Raw genomic sequence first — 19,246 nt, forward strand, 5'->3', positions numbered from 1 at the left:
GAGGTTGCTCAATCGTTGAAACGGGGTTCGGGTAAACCTTTGACGCCGGGATCGAGGGCGAACACGCCACCGGCCAGTGATTGCGGGTCATGGTCGTCGCCGGGGCGGATCGAGGTCACGAAGAGCGTGTCCAGTCGAGGGCCACCGAAGGCGCACATGGTGGGTTTTTTCACCGGTACGGCGAGGGAACGGTCGAGTCGGCCGTCGGGAGTGAAGCGGTGGATCAGGCCGGCGTCGTTGGCGCAAATCCAGTAGCAGCCATCGGCATCGACCGCAGCGCCATCGGGGCGACCTTCGTGCTGGTTCATGTCGACGAACACCCGGCGATTGGAGGGGGTGCCGGTGTCGATGTCGTAATCGAAGGCCCAGATCTGCTGGACCTGCGGGTGGGAATCGGACAGGTACATCGTACGCCCGTCCGGGCTGAAGCCCAGGCCGTTGGGCACGATGAACCCGCTCAATTGAGCGTCGAGCGGTCCGTGCTGCCCGGCGCTGTAGCGATACAAGGTGCCGTTGGCGGCGTTGGCGCCCATGTTCAGCACCATGCTGCCGGCCCAGAAGCGGCCCTGGCGGTCACAGCGGCCGTCGTTCAGGCGCATGTCGGTGCGGGCGTGGTCGACGTGGGCCAGCGGTTCACTGTCGAGGCTGCCGTCGTTACGCGTATGCAGGCGGAAGAACCCGCTTTCCATGCCGGCAACCCAGTCGCCGTCAGCATGGCGTGCAATGCAAGCCAGCATCTGCGGGGTTTTCCAGGCGTCCACCTGGCCGGAATCGGCACGCCAGCGCTGTAAAGCGCCGGCGGGGATATCCACCCAGTACAGCGCGTTTTCCTCAGGCACCCAGACCGGGCTTTCACCGACCGCGTTGCGGACGTCGACAATCAATTCGGCTTGCATGGCAACTCATTCCCTTGGTTTTTGTTGTGGGGATCAAGTGAGCGGTAAGTGTTCAGTCGCCGAACGGGCCGGCAGCGCAGAAGGCGCCGCCCTGATACAGCCGTGCCGGATCATCGGCGGCGGGCATCGGTTGGGCTTCGACTTTTGCGCGGAACTGTTCGGAGCTGTCCTGCGGGACAAAACCCAGGGCCGATGCGTAGCGGTTGTCCCACCAGATGTCCTTGTTGTCGGACATGCCGTAGACCACGGTGTGGCCGACGTTCGGGGTGTACAGGGCGCGTTCGAGCAGTTGGGTCAGGTCGCCGAAGCTCAGCCAGGTGCTCATCATCCGGCGGTTGTGCGGCTCCGGGAACGAGGAGCCGATGCGCACGCTGACGGTCTCGATGCCATAGCGGTCGAAGTAGAACGTGGCCATGTCTTCGCCGTAGGACTTGGACAGGCCGTAGTAGCTGTCCGGGCGGCGAGGGGAGTGGGCGTCGATGACTTCGTCTTGCCCGTAGAAGCCGATCACGTGGTTGGAACTGGCAAAGATCACCCGCTTCACACCGTGGCGACGCGCGGCTTCGTAGATGTGGAATACGCCGCAGATGTTGGCGCCGAGGATTTCTTCGAACGAACGCTCGGTCGACACGCCGCCGAAATGCAGGATCGCGTCCACGCCTTCGACCAGTTGATGCACCGCTTGCTTGTCGGCGAGGTCGCACGGCATCACTTCTTCACGGTCATCGATGGCTGGCGCGATGTCGGCGATGTCCGACAGGCGAATGACATTGGCGTAAGGGCGCAGGCTTTCGCGCAGGACTTTACCGAGGCCACCGGCGGCGCCGGTCAGCAGCAGGCGGTTGAAAGGGATGCGGGCGGTTGCTGTGGTCGTCATGGGAATCCTGGGCGCGCGGTTGTTGTTATTGATTTGTTGTAGGTTGTCGTACGACTAGGCGAAGTATCGTTAGGGTTTCCGGCTCTTGTCAACGCGACATTGGTGGAAATTGACGGAGGGTCGTTTCTGTTTGCCGGATTAAACATCCGGCTTGAAATGCCATCCTGTGGGAGCGGGCTTGCTCGCGAAGGCACCGTCACATCCAACCTACATGTCGCCCATGCTAACGCTTTCGCGAGCAAGCCCGCTCCCACAGGGGGTGTGTGTTTACAACAGGCTGATCGGATAGCTGATGAAAATCCGGTTCTCATCGAATTCGTTGGTGCTGAAGTCCTTGCGAATGCTCGCGTTGCGCCATTTCACGTTGAGGTTCTTCAGCGCACCGCTCTGCACCGTGTAGGCCAGTTCCGATTCGCGGCCCCATTCCTTGCCATCGGTGATCGCGCCGGTGTGCACGTTGTCGCCGCTGATGTAGCGGTTCATCAGGGTCAGGCCGGGAATGCCGAGGGCAGCGAAGTTGTAGTCGTGGCGCACCTGCCAGGATTTCTCCCGGGCGTTGTCATAGCTGGAGTTGTAGCTGTCGTTGGCCAGGGTGCCGCCGCTGGTGCCGTTGACCCGCATCCACACGTCGTCACCGGTGAGTTTTTGCAGGCCGACATAGAAAGTGTTGCCGCCATATTTGGCCGAGAGCAGGGCAAATGCGGTCTTGTTGTCGAGGTCGCCGGCCTTGGCGCTGCCGTCTTCCTTGCCGATGAAGTAGCCCAGGTTGGCACCCAGGGTCCAGTCGCCGACGGGCTGGCTGTGGGTCAGGTTGAAGTATTGCTGCTGGTAAATGTCACTGAGTTCCGAGTACCAGACGCCGACCTGCGTGCGCTTTTCATTGAACGCGTATTCACCGCCGCCGAAGTTGAAACGGTCCGAGGTGAACGCCGTTTTGCCGTTCATGAACATGTCTTCCATGCTCGCGTCGTTGCGCGGGCTGTTTTTCTGGAATTGACCGCCGTACAGCGTCAGGCCAGTGATTTCAGTGGAGGTCACCTGGGCGCCCTGGAAGGTCTGCGGCAGCGAGCGGCCATCGTCGGAGCGCAGGATCGGCAGCACCGGCATCCATTCGCCGACCTTCAATTCGGTTTTCGAAATCTTGCCTTTGAGCGCCACACCCAGCCGGCCGAAATTGTCGGCGGGGCGGCCGTCATCGTGGATCGGCAACAACTGCGTGCCACCGGTGCCTTTACCGCCATCGAGCTTCTGCGAGTACAGGCCCAGTACATCCACACCGAAGCCCACCGGGCCCTGGGTGAACCCGGACCGGGCATCGAGGATGAAGTTTTGCGTCCACTCTTCAGCCTTGCCCTGGGGGTAGGCCGGGTTGGTGTAGTTGCGGTTGAAGTAGGCGTTACGCAGGTTCAGCGTGGCCTTGGCGTCGTCGGTGAAACCTTCGGCCTGGCAAGTCATGGGCAGGGCGAGGGCCAGGCTGCTGCAGCCGATCAGGCTCAGGGCATGACGACGGGAAAAGTTTGCACGCGAAGAACGGGCGGAGGAATTGCGGACGAACTTGCTCACTGTGACGCTCCCTTGTTTCTTGTTTTTATTGTTGTCATACGTCGTCGTACAACATTGGGGGCGATATTTGCGGGATTTTTGTGGGTTGTCAATGGGAAGTTATACGATGACTTGGTGCAAAGGATTGTATTTGCGTAGGTGAGCCTTTGTGGCGAGGGGGCTTGCCCCCGTTGGGTCGCGCAGCGGCCCCAAAAAAAGGGACTGCTGCGCAGTCCAACGGGGGCAAGCCCCCTCGCCACAAAAGCCCACACCCACAGGGGATGGGGTGATTAGCTGGAAATCATCGGGGGTAGGGTGCCCAGCAGCGAAACCGCCGCCACTGCGCCAATCCCCAGCAGCCATTCCAGCATCACGCTGGAGCGCAAAGTCGCCAGACGCTGCTCGCAGTCATCGATGCGCAGCCGATTGAACAGCGCCAGACCCAGCATCGCCGCCACGAGCGCGGCCTTGATCAACAGGATCAAGGCAAATCCGCTGAACAGCGGCGTCGGCCAGAATGCCCCGGTGAGCACCCGCACATTGATCAGCCCGGTGATCAGCAACCCGGCGACCAACCCGTAACCGATGCCGCTGAAACGCAGCAACAACGTGCGCATCGAATGCCCCGCAGGCGCTCGCAGAATCATCACCAGCAACATCAGGCCGCCGAGCCAGGCACCGACGCAGATCAAGTGAATGAGTTGATTGAGGATCAGCAAATGCCCGGCGGTGCCATCGAGCATGGCGCCGTGGCCGACCGGGGCCAGGGTGGCCAGCAGCAAGCCGCTGAGGATCAGGCGCAGCGCAAGGTTGGCGCGCAGTGGGCTCAGCAGTAACGCCACCAATGCGATGTTGATCAGCAAATGCCAGCGCCAGACCTGGCCGAAAAAAGTATTGCCCAGTACCAGGCCCAGGGTCGGCGGATCGAAGGCCGCGTCCCAGGCCCCGGCCATGCTCGCGGTAATCAGCAATAACCAGCAGGCACCACTGAGCAGCGCCACTCCAGCCAACCAACGGGTGGTCCGTGCCAGACGCTGATCCAGCGCTGTTTCGCCACTTGCAAGCAACGGCCTGAACACCCAGGCCCCGAACAGCATCAGCACCACGATGAAATGCAGGAAGCGGCACAGCACCAGCGCGCTCGCCATGAATTACTGGCCCACCTTGAAGGCGTAGGCACCTTCGCTTTTGTGGGTGTCGACGGACACGGCGTGCCATTCGACTTTGTAGGCGCCGGCGGTCAACGGCTCGGCCGGGGTGACGATCAGGGTCTTCTTGTCGCTGCCTTCGGTGGTCAACGCTTTGACCGCCACCGATGCGCCATCCCGGGTCAGGGTGACTTTGGTGAAACTGGCCTCGACACCCTCGGAGAACTCCAGGCGCAATTGCGTTGGCGCGGTCACGGTGCTGTCGGCGGCCGGTGTCTGGCTTTTCAGGTGGGCGTGGGCAAATGCCGAAGAAGCGGCAAGCAGCGAGCCGAGCAGGGCAGTGATGGTCAGGGTTTTCTTGAGCAGCATCGTGAGTACCTATGGCAGTTTCCAAGTGCGCTGAGTTTAGCGTTACGACAGCGGCTGTACGAAGTTTCGTTTTCCCCTGTCGCCGCAGTCCAGAGCGGATGCTAGTCTTGCTCAACGTTGTTGTCGGGGACCCGCATGGGCAATCACAAGATCGAGATTCGTCGCAGTAACGTCGAAAAAATCCTGTTGGGGGCGGAAAAGGTCTTCGCTGAAAAGGGCTTCGGCAGCACGGCCATGGCCGACATCGCCGCTGAAGTGCAATTGCCGCGTTCCAACCTGCACTACTACTTCAGCACCAAGACCGAACTGTACAGTGCGGTGTTGTTCGATTTGCTGGAAGTCTGGAAGCAGGACGCGCTGTGTTTCGAGATGTTCGACGACCCGCGCGTGGTGCTCAGCAGCTACATCCGCGCCAAGATGAACCATTCCCGCAGCCGGCCTTATGGTTCGAAAGTCTGGGCCAACGAAATCATCCACGGCGCGCCGACCCTCGGCACAGCGCTGGATGTGAGCCTGTACGACTGGGCCAAGATGAAGGAAGCGAAAATCCGCCAGTGGGTGGACGACAAGCGCATCCTGCCGGTGGAACCGTCGAGCCTGCTGTACATGATCTGGGCCTCGACCCAGCACTATGCCGACTTCGATCACCAGGTGAATATTCTCAACGACCACCAGCCGCTGTCGGACATGCAGTTCGAAAGGGCGGTGCAGACGGTGACCAGTGTGATTTTGCGGGGGATTGGGTTGGAGCCTTGAGGTTGGGTGGTGTGGCTGCCGGCCTCTTCGCGAGCAAGCCCGCTCCCACATTGGAATGCATTCCAAATGTGGGAGCGGGCTTGCTCGCGAAGGCGCCAGATCAGGCGCCGCAGATTTCAAGGACTGACGTGATAAGGATTCCTCGGATCATGATTCCAGTCCAGAAACGGCTTGCCGGTCTCCACCGGCACCATCTCGATACAGTCCTGCACCGGGCAGGTGATCTGGCACAGGTTGCAGCCCACACACTCCTCATCGATCACTTGATACTTGTGCGTGCCGTCCGCCTGCTTGAGGCTGGCCACGGCCTGGTGCGAAGTGTCCTCACAGGCGATATGGCAACGCCCACAACCGATGCAAGCCTCCTGATCGATTTTCGCGATCACCTGGTAGTTGATGTCCAGGTACTTCCAGTCCGTGGTGTTGGCCACCGCGCGGCCGGAAAACTCCGAGATACTGGCGTAGCCCTGACTGTCCATCCAGCGTGACAAACCGTCCTTCATGTCCTCGACAATCCGGAAGCCATGCAGCATTGCCGCCGTGCACACCTGCACCGAACCGCAGCCCAATGCAATGAATTCCGCGGCGTCGCGCCAGTTGCCGATGCCACCGATGCCGCTGATGGGCAGGCCCCGGGTCTGTGGATCACGGGCGATTTCGGCGACCATGTTCAAGGCAATCGGCTTGACCGCCGAACCGCAATAACCGCCATGGGTGCTTTGGCTGCCGACCATGGGGTTGGCGACCATGCGTTCGAGGTTGACGCTGGTGATCGAGTTGATGGTGTTGATCAACGACACCGCATCGGCGCCGCCACGATGGGCCGCGCGGGCGGCGACGCGGATGTCGGTGATGTTCGGCGTGAGCTTGACGATCACCGGCAGCGAGCAATACGTCTTGCACCAGCGGGTGACCTGTTCAACGTATTCCGGCACCTGGCCGACTGCCGCGCCCATGCCGCGTTCCGGCATGCCGTGGGGGCAACCGAAATTCAACTCGATACCGTCGGCGCCGGTGGCCTCCACCAGCGGCAGGATGTGTTTCCATGACTCTTCGACGCAGGGCACCATCAGGGACACGATCAGCGCGCGGTCCGGCCAGTCCTTTTTCACCTGGGTAATTTCCCGCAGGTTGATCTCCAGCGAACGGTCGGTGATCAGCTCGATGTTGTTGAAGCCGAGCACCTCCCGGTTAGCCCCGAAGTGCGCCGAATAACGCGACGACACGTTGACCGCCGCCGGGTCTTCCCCCAGGGTTTTCCAGACCACGCCGCCCCAGCCGGCCTCGAAGGCGCGGACCACGTTGTAGGCCTTGTCGGTAGGCGGCGCGGAGGCCAGCCAGAACGGGTTGGGGCTTTTGATGCCAGCGAAGACAATCGACAGATCGGCCATTTATGCAGCCTCCACGTTGAGCATCAGTTGCGCGTTGATCGCCTCGGCAGCGCGCTTGCCGTGTTGCACCGCTTGCACGGTGAGGTCCTGATCGAGGCTGGTGCAGTCGCCGCCGGCATACACGCCGGGGATGCTGGTGCGCAGCTGTTCATCGACCTCGATGCGCTCGCCCTGGCGCTTGAGTTCACGGGCCAGCGGATCGGCGAGGGAGCTGCCGTCGAAGGCCTGGCCGATGGCCTTGAAGATCGCATCGGCGGCCAGTTCGAAGGTTTCGCCGGTGCTTTGCAGGCGACCTTCGAGCAGATGGGTGCGGGTGAAGCGCATGCCGCGCACGCGACCGTGGTCGTCGAGCAGCACTTCTTCCGGTTGCGCCCAGGTCATCAGCCGTACCTGATTGGCCTTGGCGATCTCCTGTTCGTGATGGGTGGCGCCCATTTCTTCGGTCCCGCGCCGATACACCAGATTCACGTCACGGGCGCCCAGGCGGGCCATTTGCACGGCCATGTCGATGGCGGTGTTGCCTGCGCCGAGGACGATGCAGTGGTCGGCCAGGGGCAGTTGGGTCAGGTCTTCGGCCTGGCGCAGTTCGCGGATGTAGTCGGTGGCGGCGAGCAAGCCTGGCGCGTCTTCGTGGGCCAGGCCCAGTTGTTTGCTGGCGTTGAGCCCGAGTCCGAGGAACACCGCGTCGAACTGTTGATGCAGTTCACTGAGGGTCAGGTTGTCCCCGAGCTTCTGCCCGTGACGGATTTCGATTCCGCCGATTTCCAGCAGGAACTCAAGCTCCCGTTGCGCGTAGTCATCCACCAGTTTGTATTTGGCGATCCCGTACTCATTGAGGCCGCCGGCCTTTTCCCGCGCTTCGAAAATCACCACGTCATGCCCGTGCATGGCGCTGCGGTGGGCACAGGACAAACCGGCTGGACCGGCGCCCACCACGGCAATGCGCTTGCCGGTGGCGGCAGCGCGCTGGAAGGGGTGAGTGCTGAAATGCGCATTGTCGACGGCGTAGCGTTGCAACAGGCCGATCATGACTGGCGCACATTCATGGGCGTTGTTGCGCACGCAGGCTTGCTGGCAAAGGACTTCTGTCGGGCAAACCCGGGCGCAACTGCCGCCGAGGATGTTGGCCGAGAGGATCTTCTGCGCGGCGCCTTGCACATTGTCCTGCGCAATGTTGCGAATGAACGAGGGAATGTCGATTTCGCTCGGACAGGCATTCACACAGGGCGCGTCGTAGCAGTACAGGCAGCGCGAGGCTTCGAGATGGGCCTGGCGCTCGTTGAGCGGCGGCGCCAGGTCGGTGAAGTGGCCGGCGAGGGCGGCCGCATTCTCTTGGGGATGCGGGAGGTGGTCCAGGGTCTTGATCACGGTTTTGGCCTCACGGTTATTTGAGGTGCTGCCTCTGAATGGGCATTGTTTTTTGTGTTGTCTGTGCGGGCCTCTTCGCGAGCAAGCCCGCTCCCACATTTGGAATGCGTTCCCCTGTGGGAGCGGGCTTGCTCGCGAAGGCCGAAGGCCTCGATTTCAGCGTTTCACAGCAACCGGCTTGTGCAACTCAGCCCGCTTGCTCAGCAAATCAAACACCGCCGGGTACGCCGGCCGTTCGATGTAGCGCCCGGCCCCGCGTTCGGCCCGCAGGTCGCCGTCGGCCCAGACCACGCGGCCCTGGCTGATGGTGTGGCTGGGTACGCCGCGCACGGTCTTGCCTTCGAAGATGTTGAAGTCCACCTGCTGATGGTGGGTCTTGGCGGAAATGGTCCGCGTGCCTTGCGGGTCCCACAGGACCAAGTCGGCATCGGCACCGACGCGGATTGCGCCTTTGCGTGGGTAGAGGTTGAAGATCTTCGCGGTGTTGGTGGACGTCAGCGCAACGAATTGCTGCATCGAAAAGCGTCCGCTGTTCACCCCTTCATCCCACAACACGGCCATGCGGTCTTCGATGCCGGCGGTGCCGTTGGGGATCTTGCTGAAGTCGTCGCGGCCAGCGGCTTTTTGCTCGGCGCAGAAGCAGCAGTGGTCGGTGGCGGTGGTGTGCAGGTTGCCCGATTGCAGGCCATGCCAGAGCGCCTCCTGATGGCCGCGAGGACGAAACGGCGGGCTCATCACATAACCGGCGGCGGTCTGCCAGTCCGGATCGCGGTAGACGCTGTCGTCCAGCAGCAGGTGGCCGGCCAGCACTTCACCGTACACCGGTTGGCCTTTGGCCCGGGCGTAGGTGATTTCGTCCAGGGCTTCCTTGGTCGAGACGTGCACCAGATACAGCGGCGTACCCAGGGTCTCGGCGATGCGGATCGCCCGGCTCGCAGCCTCGCCTTCAACCTGTGAAGGGCGCGACAGGGGGTGCGCCTCCGGCCCGGTCATGCCCTGGGCCATCAGCTTGCGCTGCAGGTGATACACCAGCTCACCGTTTTCCGCGTGCACGGTCGGCACCGCGCCCAGTTCCAGGCAGCGTTCGAAACTCGCCACCAGGGTGTCATCGGCGGCCATGATCGCGTTCTTGTAGGCCATGAAGTGCTTGAAGCTGTTGACGCCGTGCTGGCTGACCAACTCGGCCATTTCTTCGCGAACCTGCTCGCTCCACCAGGTGATGGCGACATGAAAACCGTAGTCCGATGCCGACTTCTCGGCCCAGCCGCGCCATTGATGGAAGGCTTCCATCAAGGATTGCTGCGGATTGGGAATCACAAAGTCGATGATCGAGGTGGTGCCGCCAGCCAGCCCCGCCGCCGTGCCACTGTAGAAGTCTTCGCTGGCCACCGTGCCCATGAACGGCAGTTGCATGTGAGTGTGCGGGTCGATGCCGCCGGGCATCAGGTATTGGCCGCTGCCGTCGAGCACTTCGGCCTCTGCGGGAACATCGAGGTTTTCGCCGATGGCCTTGATCACGCCGTCTGCGCAATACACATCGGCGCGATAACTTTCATCATGGGTAACAACGGTGGCGCCACGGATCAACAGAGACATTCCGAGTTCCTCGCAGGCAATGACCGGCTTGTGCCGGTTCTAGATGTTTTATTCGAGACAACCGGCGCAGAATTAATCCTGTCAACGCTGTCAAGATTAAACGCTAGCTGCACTTATCCGAATCGGCAAGAATATTTTTTATAAGCTTATTCAGCAATTAAGTATTTGATATTTAAGTAATAAAATAGTAAGTCACCAAAATGGTGAGGCCGTTCACCATTTTGACGCACTTGACAGGATCTCAAAATGGTCAAGATTTCTTATGTGAAATCAGCTGTTTGAGTATGGTCTATGGTTGATGCGCGGCCATTGAAAAAAGATCAACGCACCAGATTGAGTCCTGACTGTTTCGACAACTTGCCTGGCATTCGGCCTGAGTGGCCTGACAAATAGTCGAGTCAGCGAATAAACCTGATGAACATCAGTTGGTTGCAATGTGTTTATGGAACTGCCCGATGCGTAGTCGGGGTACTCGGCACGTTTATTGAAGTCGCCGACCCCTGATGAGCAACAATAATCAAAAGAACAGTGGAGCGGCCATGCAACAGATCAGATCGCAAGTGACCGAGCGCGACGGCTTGGTTGAGCTGGAAGCCGGCAGCGATGTCCTCGACAGTCCCCGTTACAACCACGATATTGCACCGACCAAGGTGCACGAACGCACCTGGAACAAGTGGCACATCACCGCATTGTGGGTGGGCATGGCGATCTGCGTGCCGACCTACACCCTCGGCGGCGTGCTGACCGCGTACTTCGGCCTGACCGTCGGCGAGGCGCTGCTGGCGATTCTGTTCGCCAACATCATCGTGCTGATTCCCCTGACACTTAACGCCTTCCCCGGTACCAAGTACGGCATTCCCTTTCCGGTGTTGCTGCGCTCGTCCTTCGGCGTGCTCGGTTCCAACATCCCGTGCCTGATCCGTGCCCTGGTGGCGTGTGGCTGGTTCGGCATCCAGACCATGTTCGGCGGGCTGGCGATTCACCTGTTCCTCGGCTCGGTGTTCGAGGGCTGGAAATCCCTGGGGGGCACCGGCGAGGTCATCGGCTTCATGGTGTTCTGGGCGCTGAACCTGTGGGTGGTGATTCGTGGCGCCGAGTCGATCAAATGGCTGGAAACCCTGTCGGCGCCACTGTTGGTGCTGGTGGGCGTAGGCCTGCTGGTCTGGGCCGTGCCCAACGTATCGATGAGCGAACTGCTGGCAATCCCGGCCAAGCGTCCCGAAGGCGCCGGCGTGGCCAGCTACTTCGCGGCCGGGCTGACGGCGATGGTCGGCTTCTGGGCCACGCTGTCACTGAACATTCCGGACTTCAGTCGCTACGCAAAAAGCCAGAAGGACCAGATCGTCGGGCAGATAATCGGCCTGCCGCTGACCATGTTCCTGTTCGCCTCCCTCGGCGTGGTGATGACCGCGGCGTCGGTGAAACTGGTGGGGGTGACGGTGTCCGATCCGGTGACCCTGATCGGTCATATCCAGAGCCCGGTCTGGGTCGCACTGGCGATGGCGCTGATCATCATCGCCACGCTGTCGACCAATACCGCCGCCAACATCGTGTCGCCGACCAATGACTTCCAGAACATCGCGCCCAAGGCGATCAACCGTACCAAGGCAGTATTGCTCACCGGGTTTGTCGGGTTGGCATTGATGGCCCATGAGCTGCTGAAAAAACTCGGCCTGATTGTCTCTGACGTCAGTCTGGAAACCGTCTATTCCAACTGGCTGCTCGGCTATTCCAGCCTGCTGGGGCCGATCGCCGGGATCATGGTGGTGGACTATTTCCTGATCAAGAAACAACAACTGGACCTTGCCGGCTTGTACCGCGATGACGTGTACCCGGCGTGGAACTGGTGCGGGTTCATTGCTTTCGGCGTGCCAGTGGCGTTGACGCTGCTGTCCCTGGGCAGCGATGCGTTCAGCTGGTTCTACAGCTATGGCTGGTTTACCGGCTCGGCGCTGGGTGGGGTTATTTATTACGGGTTGAGTGTGATGCGGCCCAACCCATCTGTCGCGAAATCTGCGGTGTAGCTGATGGCCTCTTCGCGAGCAAGCCCGCTCCCACAGGGGAATGCATTCCAAATGTGGGAGCGGGCTTGCTCGCGAAGGCGGCCTCACAGACACCAACCAATTGCCTGAAGAAACACACAAGAACAGCCTGAGGAGATCATCATGAACGCGGTCGTAGACGTTCTGCAGTCCAGCCATCAGCACATCAACCGCGACCGCCTGTGGCAATCGCTCATGGAGCTGGCCAGGCTCGGCGCCACGGTCAAGGGCGGGGTATGTCGCCTGGCCTTGACCGACCTCGACCGCCAGGCCCGGGACATCTTCGTCAAATGGTGTACGGATGCCGGATGCAGCGTCAGCATCGACGCCGTCGGCAATATCTTCGCCCGTCGCCCCGGGCGCAATCCCGACCTGCCTCCGGTGATGACCGGCAGCCACATCGACACCCAGCCCACCGGCGGCAAGTTCGATGGTTGCTTCGGTGTGTTGGCCGGCGTCGAAGTGCTGCGCACCCTCAATGACCTCAACATCGAAACCGAAGCGCCGCTGGAAGTGGTGGTCTGGACCAACGAAGAAGGCTCGCGCTTCGCCCCATGCATGATGGGCTCCGGCGTGTTCGCAGAAAAATTCACCCTCGAGGAAACCCTGGCCAAGGTCGATGCCGATGGCGTGACTGTGGGTGAAGCGCTGAATGCCATTGGCTATGCCGGCCCGCGCAAAGTCAGCGGCCACAAAGTCGGCGCCTATTTTGAAGCCCACATCGAGCAAGGCCCGATCCTGGAAGACGAACGCAAGACCATAGGCGTGGTGATGGGCGCTCTCGGACAGAAATGGTTCGATCTGAAACTGCGCGGCGTCGAAGCCCACGCCGGCCCAACCCCGATGCACTTGCGCAAGGACGCCCTGGTTGGCGCCGCGGTGATCGTCGGAGCGCTCAACCGCGCTGCCCTCAGCCATCAACCCCACGCCTGCGGCACCGTCGGTTGCCTGCAAGCCTATCCGGGCTCGCGCAACGTCATCCCCGGCGAAGTGCGCATGACCCTGGACTTCCGCCATCTGGAACCGGCACGCCTGGACTCGATGATCGCCGAAGTACGTGAAGTCATCGAAACCACCTGCGACGAACACGGCCTGACCTTCGAGCTCACGCCAACCGCCGACTTCCCGCCACTGTACTTCGACAAGGGCTGCGTCGAAGCCGTGCGCGGCGCCGCCCAGGGCCTGGGGCTGTCGCACATGGACATCGTCAGCGGAGCAGGGCATGACGCGATCTTCCTCGCCGAACTCGGCCCGGCCGGGATGATCTTCGTGCCGTGCGAAGGCGGCATCAGCCACAACGAAATCGAAAACGCCGCGCCCGACGACCTGGCGGCCGGGTGTGCAGTGTTGTTGCGGGCGATGCTGGCGGCTTCGGCGGCAGTTGCCAAGGGCGAGTTGGCGGCTTGAACCCGGTGACGTCCGCTGCTCCCTGTAGGAGCGAGCTTGCTCGCGATGACGGCGCTACATTCAACATCGATGTTGACTGATACACCGCCTTCGCGAGCAAGCCCGCTCCCACAGGTCCTTCGCACGATCGGGCACTCCTGCGGTCGTACTCTTCACAGGGGCAAAACACTTGTGGAGGCGTGATGAGCCAGGACGTCCTGACCACGGAAACCAATCGTCGCCAGTTGCAGCAGATCATCGCCGGCCTGTCCGATGGGGTGATTCTGCTCGACCCCGACCAGAGCATCCTGTGGGCCAACGAGGCGGCGCTGACGATGCATGGCGTCGAACAGGTCAGTGATCTGGGGGCCAACGCCGAGGCGTATACCAAACGCTTCACACTGCGCTATCGCAACAATCATGTGGTGCCGGTCGACAGCTACCCGATCAACCGGGTGGGCCGGGGCGAGACGTTCGGCGATGTGCTGGTGGAATTGACGTCGGCAGCGGACGCAGAGCGCACCTGGGTCCATCGTGTGCGCAGCCTGATATTGGCCGATAGCCGTGGCGAGCCGGAATCGCTGGTGCTGATCATGGACGATGTCACCGACTGGGCCAGCGCTGAGCAGCGCTTCGAGAAAACCTTCGCCGCCAACCCGGCACCGGCGGTGATCTGCCGCCTCAGTGATCTGCGCTACATCAAGGTCAATCCCGGCTTCCTCGAAATGACCGGTTATGCACGTGACCAGGTGATCGGCGCTTCGGCCTATGAACTGGACGTGCTGGAACAGGTGGAAAACCGGGAACTGGCCAAACAGCGCCTGCGCGAAAGGGCGACCATTCCACAGATGGAGGCCGAGTTGCGCTTGCCCGATGGCGGCAGCAAGCAAGTGATCGTGGCCGGCCAACCGCTGGAGCTCAACGACGAGGCCTGCATGTTGTTTTCATTCGTCGACGTGGAGCCCCGGCACAAAGCTGAAATCGCCCTGCGCCAGAGCGAGGAACGCTTTGCCAAGGCCTTTCGCCTGTCTCCGGTGCCGATACTGATATGCGGCGCAGCTGATCATCTGGTGTTGGATGTCAACGATGCGTTCCTCGATACCCTGGGTTATTCCAGTGAAGAGGTGCTTGGGATCAGCATTGCGCAGATCGATTTCATCGACGACAAAAACGCGCGCATCCGCCTGTTCGCCGCGCTGGAGAAAACCGCCAGCCTGGATCGCATCGACGTGCGCGTGCGTAGAAAAGACGCGGGGCTGATCGATTGCGCGGTGTCGGCGGGCACCGTGAACATTCAGGACCGCCGATGTTATCTGCTGGTGTTGATGGACATCACCGAACGCAGGCGCACCGAGCTGGAACTGGTGTCGGCCATCGAGGAAGTGATGAAGGACGCCTCATGGTTCAGCCGCACGCTGATCGAAAAACTGGCTAACGTGAAGATCGTCAATTCTGCGCAGTTGCCTGGCGGCTCTTTCACCGACCTGACGGCCCGTGAACGCGATGTACTGGGCCTGATTTGCGCAGGCCTGGCCGACAAGGAAGTCGCCGCGCGCCTGAAACTCGCGCCGAACACCGTGCGCAACCATGTGGCCGCGGTGTATTCCAAGCTCGATATTCATAGTCGCAGCGAGGCAATTGTCTGGGCGCGGGAGCGGGGACTATTTTCAAGCGAGTGGCGGCACAAGGGGCAGCGTTAAGGTGCAAATGCACTAATGCGCAGGGTGCAAATTCATGTGTTGACCTGGCGTATCGGCTCTTAGGCTGGGGATGAGCAGCAGGTGTCCAAGAGTCATCTGCATGCGCTCTTCGTTATCCGCAAAAGGAACCGCCCGCCATGAGCCAGTTACACGATGTATCAGCCCGCCAGGCCCCGTCGCAATGATCACGCTGGCACAGCTGCGGATGCTGATCGAACGCAGTTTTTCACCCCTGGCTTGCGAATGCGACATCACGGGCAATCATTCGCTGACCGTAAAGCTCTATCACCCGGTTTCGGGGCAGGTGGACCTGGTGGTCAGTGGTCTGAACTTGAGTACGTTGCAAACTACAGAATCAGTCGCTGCATTGATCGACGAATTGCGCTACGAACTGGCCAGTAACTCCCTGCAATACCCAGGCTCGGTGATGTAAGAATTGCCAGCTTTTGCTGGCATTAGCCACCGGCTGGGCTATAAATGATTCGCAGATATTTATTTTTGTGACAGGTGTGTGGATTTTGCGCGCAGGTTTTGTTGTCACAAAAATGTGTCTATCACTTATCGCGGGTCAACCTATGAAAACTCTTGGGAAACGCGTTATCTCACCTTTGTCGCTGGCATTGTGCGTGGCGATTCTCGGCGGCTGCTCCAGCCCGCCACCCCCTCCAACGGTCACTCCACCCCCTCCTGAACGCACTTGCCAGGCCATGGATAAAACCGACGTCCTGGGCGATGTACGGGGCGAAGACGGGCAGGTGACCCGAGTCACCACCACGACTCGGTGTGTTACCCAGTAAACCAGCGTGACGGCCGCGCTGGTGAACGGCGCGGCCATGCTGAATGATCTTTATTTCTGTCATTTCTGATAGTTGCTGCTATCAGGAACTCCTAAATTAGTGAGAAATACACTTTTTTCACCAGCCTACCTGTCATTTATGGTTGTTCTCGGCACATCGATTTTTCCTGATAGTTCATGGACTGTTTTTTATGTCCAACGCTGAAAAGGAAACGTCGTAATGACCACCGAATTAAAAGCTGCAACCGCAGAACCAAGTCCTTGGGAACAAGCCACGTTGTTTATCAACGGCACGAAAGTGGAATGGGGGGCGGAACTCGTTTTGTTCCGCGGGCAGGAGAGCGAAGTGACAGTGGAAGCTCCACCCGCGATCGCCAGGGAGCTCAACCTGGGGCTGGCTGGCAATGGCGGATTGGAGCCTGTTGCGTCGCCGGAATTCGGCGCCTGGTTGGCTCCCGTCAATGGCAAGTTCCATTGGAAGATTAAGCCGGATGCAGGCAAGAGCGGACGTATCTCCCTGGTGTTTTTCAGCCGGGAAGTGGTGGAGTCGTGGGAGCACCGAAGCCTGGTGATCTCGAGCAACCTGGCGGATGAGGCAGACGTGAAGATTGACGGCGTCGCCGTGCCTCCCGGGGGGAATTGGTTTTTCCGGGGTACGGCGCAAACGGTGACGTTGACCCCTAAACCCAACAGTCCGCTGGCCGGCATTCCAGTCACCCTGACCTGTGCTATCAAAAGCGGCCTCGGTACCTCCGACGTGGTGAGTGCGCCGCCCTTTGGCCGTGAGCAAACCACGTATAGCTGGGCAGTAACCGGGGCAACCAGAAGTGGCACCTTCCAGTTGGCGGTGGCGGGTAAAGGCATGACCACACCGATTACCTTGGCTGTCAGCAAGTTGCTGTCGAGTAACCTGGCGGATGAGGTTGAGGTAAAGATTGGTGGGCAAAGTGTGCCTGCCAGTGGAAATGTATTCATAAGGGGGCAGGCTCAGGAAGTTACGTTGATCCCTAAGCCAGGCAGTCCGATCGCCGGACACAATATTACGCTGACTTATAAGGTGTTACAGGGGCTATTCCAAGGCGATATACGAAGTGCACCGCCATTTGGGGGGGGAGGAGTTACAAACTGGAAGTGGCAGTTGACTGGATATACCAGAAGCGGCACCTTCGAAATTTCTGTGGTAGGGCAGGGAATGTCTACTCCAATAAAAATTGCGATCAGCAAGTTGCTTTCGAACAACCTGGCGGATGAGGCAGACGTGAAGATTGACGGCGTCGCCGTGCCCGCCGGGGGCAATTGGTTTTACCGGGGCAAACCGCAAACGGTGACGCTAACCCCCAAACCCAACAGCCCGCTGGCCGGCCTTCCAGTTACCCTGACCTGCGCAATCAAAAGTGGCCTCGATATCGCCAATGTGGTGAGTGCACCGGCCTTCGGCAGTGAGCCAACTACCCATAGCTGGGCAGTGACCGGGAACACCAAGAGCGGCACCTTCCAATTGGCCTTGTCGGGCAAGGGCATGACCACACCGATTACCCTGGCTGTCAGCAAGTTGCTGTCGAGCAACCTGGCGGATGAGGCAGATGTGAAAATTGCCGGCGCCGCCGTGCCCACCGAGGGCAATTGGTTTTATCGGGATCATGGTCGAATAGTGACGTTGACCCCCAAGCCCAACAGCCCGTTGGACGGCCTTCCGGTCACGTTGACTTGGGAAATCAAAAGCGGTCTCAGTGCCGGCAGCGTGGTGAGTGTACCGGCCTTTGGTAGTGAGCAAACCACCTATAGCTGGGCAGTATTGGGGAGGGTACATAGCGGAACGTTCCAACTGGCATTGGTGGGTAAGGGCATGACCACACCGATTACCTTGACCGTCAGCAAATTGGTATCGGGCGATCTGAGGGATGAAGTTGAGGTGAAGATTGATGGGCAAAGTGTGCCTGACAGTGGAAATGTATTCATAAAGGGGCAGGCTCAGGAAGTTACGCTGGTTCCTAAGCGGGGCAGTCCGATCGCTGGACACAATATTACGTTGACTTGTCAGCTCTTACAGGGGCTATCCCAGGGCGATATTCAAAGTGCACCGCCATTTGGAGGGATAGGAGGACCCAATTGGCGTTGGCAGGTGACCGGATATAACAGAAGCGGCACCTTCCAGATTTCTGTGGTAGGGGCGGGGGGAGTGATTAATCCATTGAAAATTGCGGTCAGCAAGTTGATTTAGAACAATCTGTCGGATGAGGCTGTCGTTAAATTGATGGCGTTGATGTATCCAATAATGAAGTTCCCTGTCTTAGTAGTTCAAAGCGCACAGTTACATTAGTTCCTAAAGCGGATAGCCCATTAGCTGGTAATAAAGTCAGTTTGCTATCCGGCAGCGGAGTAGGTTGAGTTTGTTAGCAGGCCAAAGTGATTTGATTGCCGAGCGACCGGTGGTAACAGTGTGAACTAAAGGCAGCCTATCTCCCTGATCGGCTGCCTTTTTTTCATTCGGAACCAGAATCAGGACAGGAAGCCACCATCCACATTCAGCGAAACACCCGTGGTGTAGCTCGAAGCATCGCTGGCGAGGTAAAGCACCGCCCCCGCCATCTCACTCGGGTCCGCCACACGCTTGAGCGGAATCTGCTGCAAAGCGGTATTCAGAATTGCCTCATTCTTCACCAGCGCCGAGGCGAATTTAGTGTCGGTGAGGCCTGGGAGCAAGGCATTGCAACGGATCCCGAACTGCGCACATTCCTTGGCGAACACCTTGGTCATGTTGATCACCGCCGCCTTGGTCACCGAGTAGATGCCCTGGAAGATCCCCGGCGAAACACCGTTGATCGAGGCGACGTTGATGATGCTGCCGCCACCGTTTTCGCGCATCAGCTTGCCGGCTTCGACCGACATGAAGAAGTAGCCGCGAATGTTCACGTCGACGGTTTTCTGGAAGGCGCTGAGGTCGGTGTCCAGCACGTTGCAGAACTGCGGGTTGGTCGCGGCGTTGTTGACCAGGATGTCGAGGCGGCCGAACTGTTCCTTGATGCCGGCGAAGACCTGGCTGATCTGTTCCATTTCGCCGATGTGGCAGGCGATGGCGGTGGCTTTGCCGCCGGCAGCGATGATCGCGTCGGCGACGTGTTGGCAGCCTTCAAGCTTGCGGCTCGAGACGATCACGTGGGCGCCTTGCTGGGCCAGCAATTTGGCGATGGCTTCACCGATGCCACGGCTGGCGCCGGAGACGAAAGCGATCTTGCCGTCGAGGTCGAACAACTGAGTCTTGGACATGGGATTTCCTTCTTATGCGGTCGAATGCTGGGGTAGAGGCTAATGCTGTTCGGTGAGGACGAACTTGCTGCGTTTGGCCAGTAATCGCGCGTTAGCGTTCACGACCTTCGCG

Annotated in this window: 15 protein-coding genes; 6 read left to right on the forward strand and 9 right to left on the reverse strand. The window is 59.9% G+C overall.

Annotated elements, in window-relative coordinates; genetic code table 11:
- Positions 1-8: 8 nt before the first annotated feature.
- The 5 genes from QMK54_RS14090 to copC form a co-directional block, all read right to left on the reverse strand.
- Positions 9-896, reverse strand: a complete 888-nt coding sequence (locus QMK54_RS14090; protein ID WP_223594748.1) for an SMP-30/gluconolactonase/LRE family protein — start codon at positions 894-896, stop codon at positions 9-11.
- A 52-nt stretch (positions 897-948) separates the two neighbouring features.
- The gene (locus tag QMK54_RS14095) at positions 949-1,773 is read right to left on the reverse strand and encodes an NAD-dependent epimerase/dehydratase family protein (RefSeq protein WP_110662305.1); all 825 of its coding nucleotides are present in this window, start codon (positions 1,771-1,773) and stop codon (positions 949-951) included.
- Between the two features lie 267 nt (positions 1,774-2,040).
- Positions 2,041-3,336 carry an OprD family porin gene (locus QMK54_RS14100; RefSeq protein ID WP_110662306.1) on the reverse strand — a complete coding sequence of 432 codons (1,296 nt, stop codon included), beginning with the start codon at positions 3,334-3,336 and terminating at the stop codon, positions 2,041-2,043.
- A gap of 269 nt (positions 3,337-3,605) precedes the next feature.
- Positions 3,606-4,463, reverse strand: a complete 858-nt coding sequence (gene copD, locus QMK54_RS14105) for a copper homeostasis membrane protein CopD (RefSeq protein ID WP_320402749.1) — start codon at positions 4,461-4,463, stop codon at positions 3,606-3,608.
- Positions 4,464-4,466: 3 nt separating this feature from the next.
- Positions 4,467-4,832 (reverse strand): copper homeostasis periplasmic binding protein CopC, encoded by a 366-nt coding sequence (gene copC, locus QMK54_RS14110; RefSeq protein WP_223594752.1) that lies wholly within the window; start codon positions 4,830-4,832, stop codon positions 4,467-4,469.
- 135 nt (positions 4,833-4,967) lie between these two features.
- On the opposite strand from copC, the gene QMK54_RS14115 reads away from it, so the two are divergent.
- The gene (locus QMK54_RS14115) at positions 4,968-5,588 is read left to right on the forward strand and encodes a TetR/AcrR family transcriptional regulator (protein ID WP_110662020.1); all 621 of its coding nucleotides are present in this window, start codon (positions 4,968-4,970) and stop codon (positions 5,586-5,588) included.
- A gap of 116 nt (positions 5,589-5,704) precedes the next feature.
- On the opposite strand, the gene preA is transcribed toward QMK54_RS14115, so the two are convergent.
- From preA to hydA, 3 genes are all read right to left on the reverse strand, one after another.
- Positions 5,705-6,979 (reverse strand): NAD-dependent dihydropyrimidine dehydrogenase subunit PreA, encoded by a 1,275-nt coding sequence (gene preA, locus QMK54_RS14120; protein ID WP_110662019.1) that lies wholly within the window; start codon positions 6,977-6,979, stop codon positions 5,705-5,707.
- A complete protein-coding gene (locus QMK54_RS14125; RefSeq protein ID WP_320402750.1) occupies positions 6,980-8,347 on the reverse strand; it encodes an NAD(P)-dependent oxidoreductase in 1,368 nt (455 codons plus the stop codon).
- 156 nt (positions 8,348-8,503) lie between these two features.
- Positions 8,504-9,943, reverse strand: a complete 1,440-nt coding sequence (hydA, locus tag QMK54_RS14130) for a dihydropyrimidinase (protein ID WP_110659646.1) — start codon at positions 9,941-9,943, stop codon at positions 8,504-8,506.
- 539 nt (positions 9,944-10,482) lie between these two features.
- Between hydA and QMK54_RS14135 the strand changes: the two genes are divergently transcribed.
- The 5 genes from QMK54_RS14135 (at position 10,483) to QMK54_RS14155 (ending at position 18,088) form a co-directional block, all read left to right on the forward strand.
- Positions 10,483-11,967, forward strand: a complete 1,485-nt coding sequence (locus QMK54_RS14135; protein WP_320402751.1) for an NCS1 family nucleobase:cation symporter-1 — start codon at positions 10,483-10,485, stop codon at positions 11,965-11,967.
- 141 nt (positions 11,968-12,108) lie between these two features.
- Positions 12,109-13,392 carry a Zn-dependent hydrolase gene (locus QMK54_RS14140; protein ID WP_223594760.1) on the forward strand — a complete coding sequence of 428 codons (1,284 nt, stop codon included), beginning with the start codon at positions 12,109-12,111 and terminating at the stop codon, positions 13,390-13,392.
- A 182-nt stretch (positions 13,393-13,574) separates the two neighbouring features.
- Positions 13,575-15,071 (forward strand): helix-turn-helix transcriptional regulator, encoded by a 1,497-nt coding sequence (locus tag QMK54_RS14145; RefSeq protein WP_110659642.1) that lies wholly within the window; start codon positions 13,575-13,577, stop codon positions 15,069-15,071.
- A gap of 181 nt (positions 15,072-15,252) precedes the next feature.
- Positions 15,253-15,504: a DUF1652 domain-containing protein gene (locus tag QMK54_RS14150; protein ID WP_110659641.1), complete on the forward strand. Its 252-nt coding sequence runs from the start codon at positions 15,253-15,255 to the stop codon at positions 15,502-15,504.
- Between the two features lie 583 nt (positions 15,505-16,087).
- The gene (locus QMK54_RS14155) at positions 16,088-18,088 is read left to right on the forward strand and encodes a hypothetical protein (protein WP_320402752.1); all 2,001 of its coding nucleotides are present in this window, start codon (positions 16,088-16,090) and stop codon (positions 18,086-18,088) included.
- 278 nt (positions 18,089-18,366) lie between these two features.
- On the opposite strand, the gene QMK54_RS14160 is transcribed toward QMK54_RS14155, so the two are convergent.
- Positions 18,367-19,134 (reverse strand): SDR family oxidoreductase, encoded by a 768-nt coding sequence (locus tag QMK54_RS14160; protein WP_007976320.1) that lies wholly within the window; start codon positions 19,132-19,134, stop codon positions 18,367-18,369.
- Positions 19,135-19,246 lie beyond the last annotated feature (112 nt).

It is taken from the genome of Pseudomonas sp. P5_109 (genome assembly GCF_034009455.1).
GTDB lineage: Bacteria > Pseudomonadota > Gammaproteobacteria > Pseudomonadales > Pseudomonadaceae > Aquipseudomonas.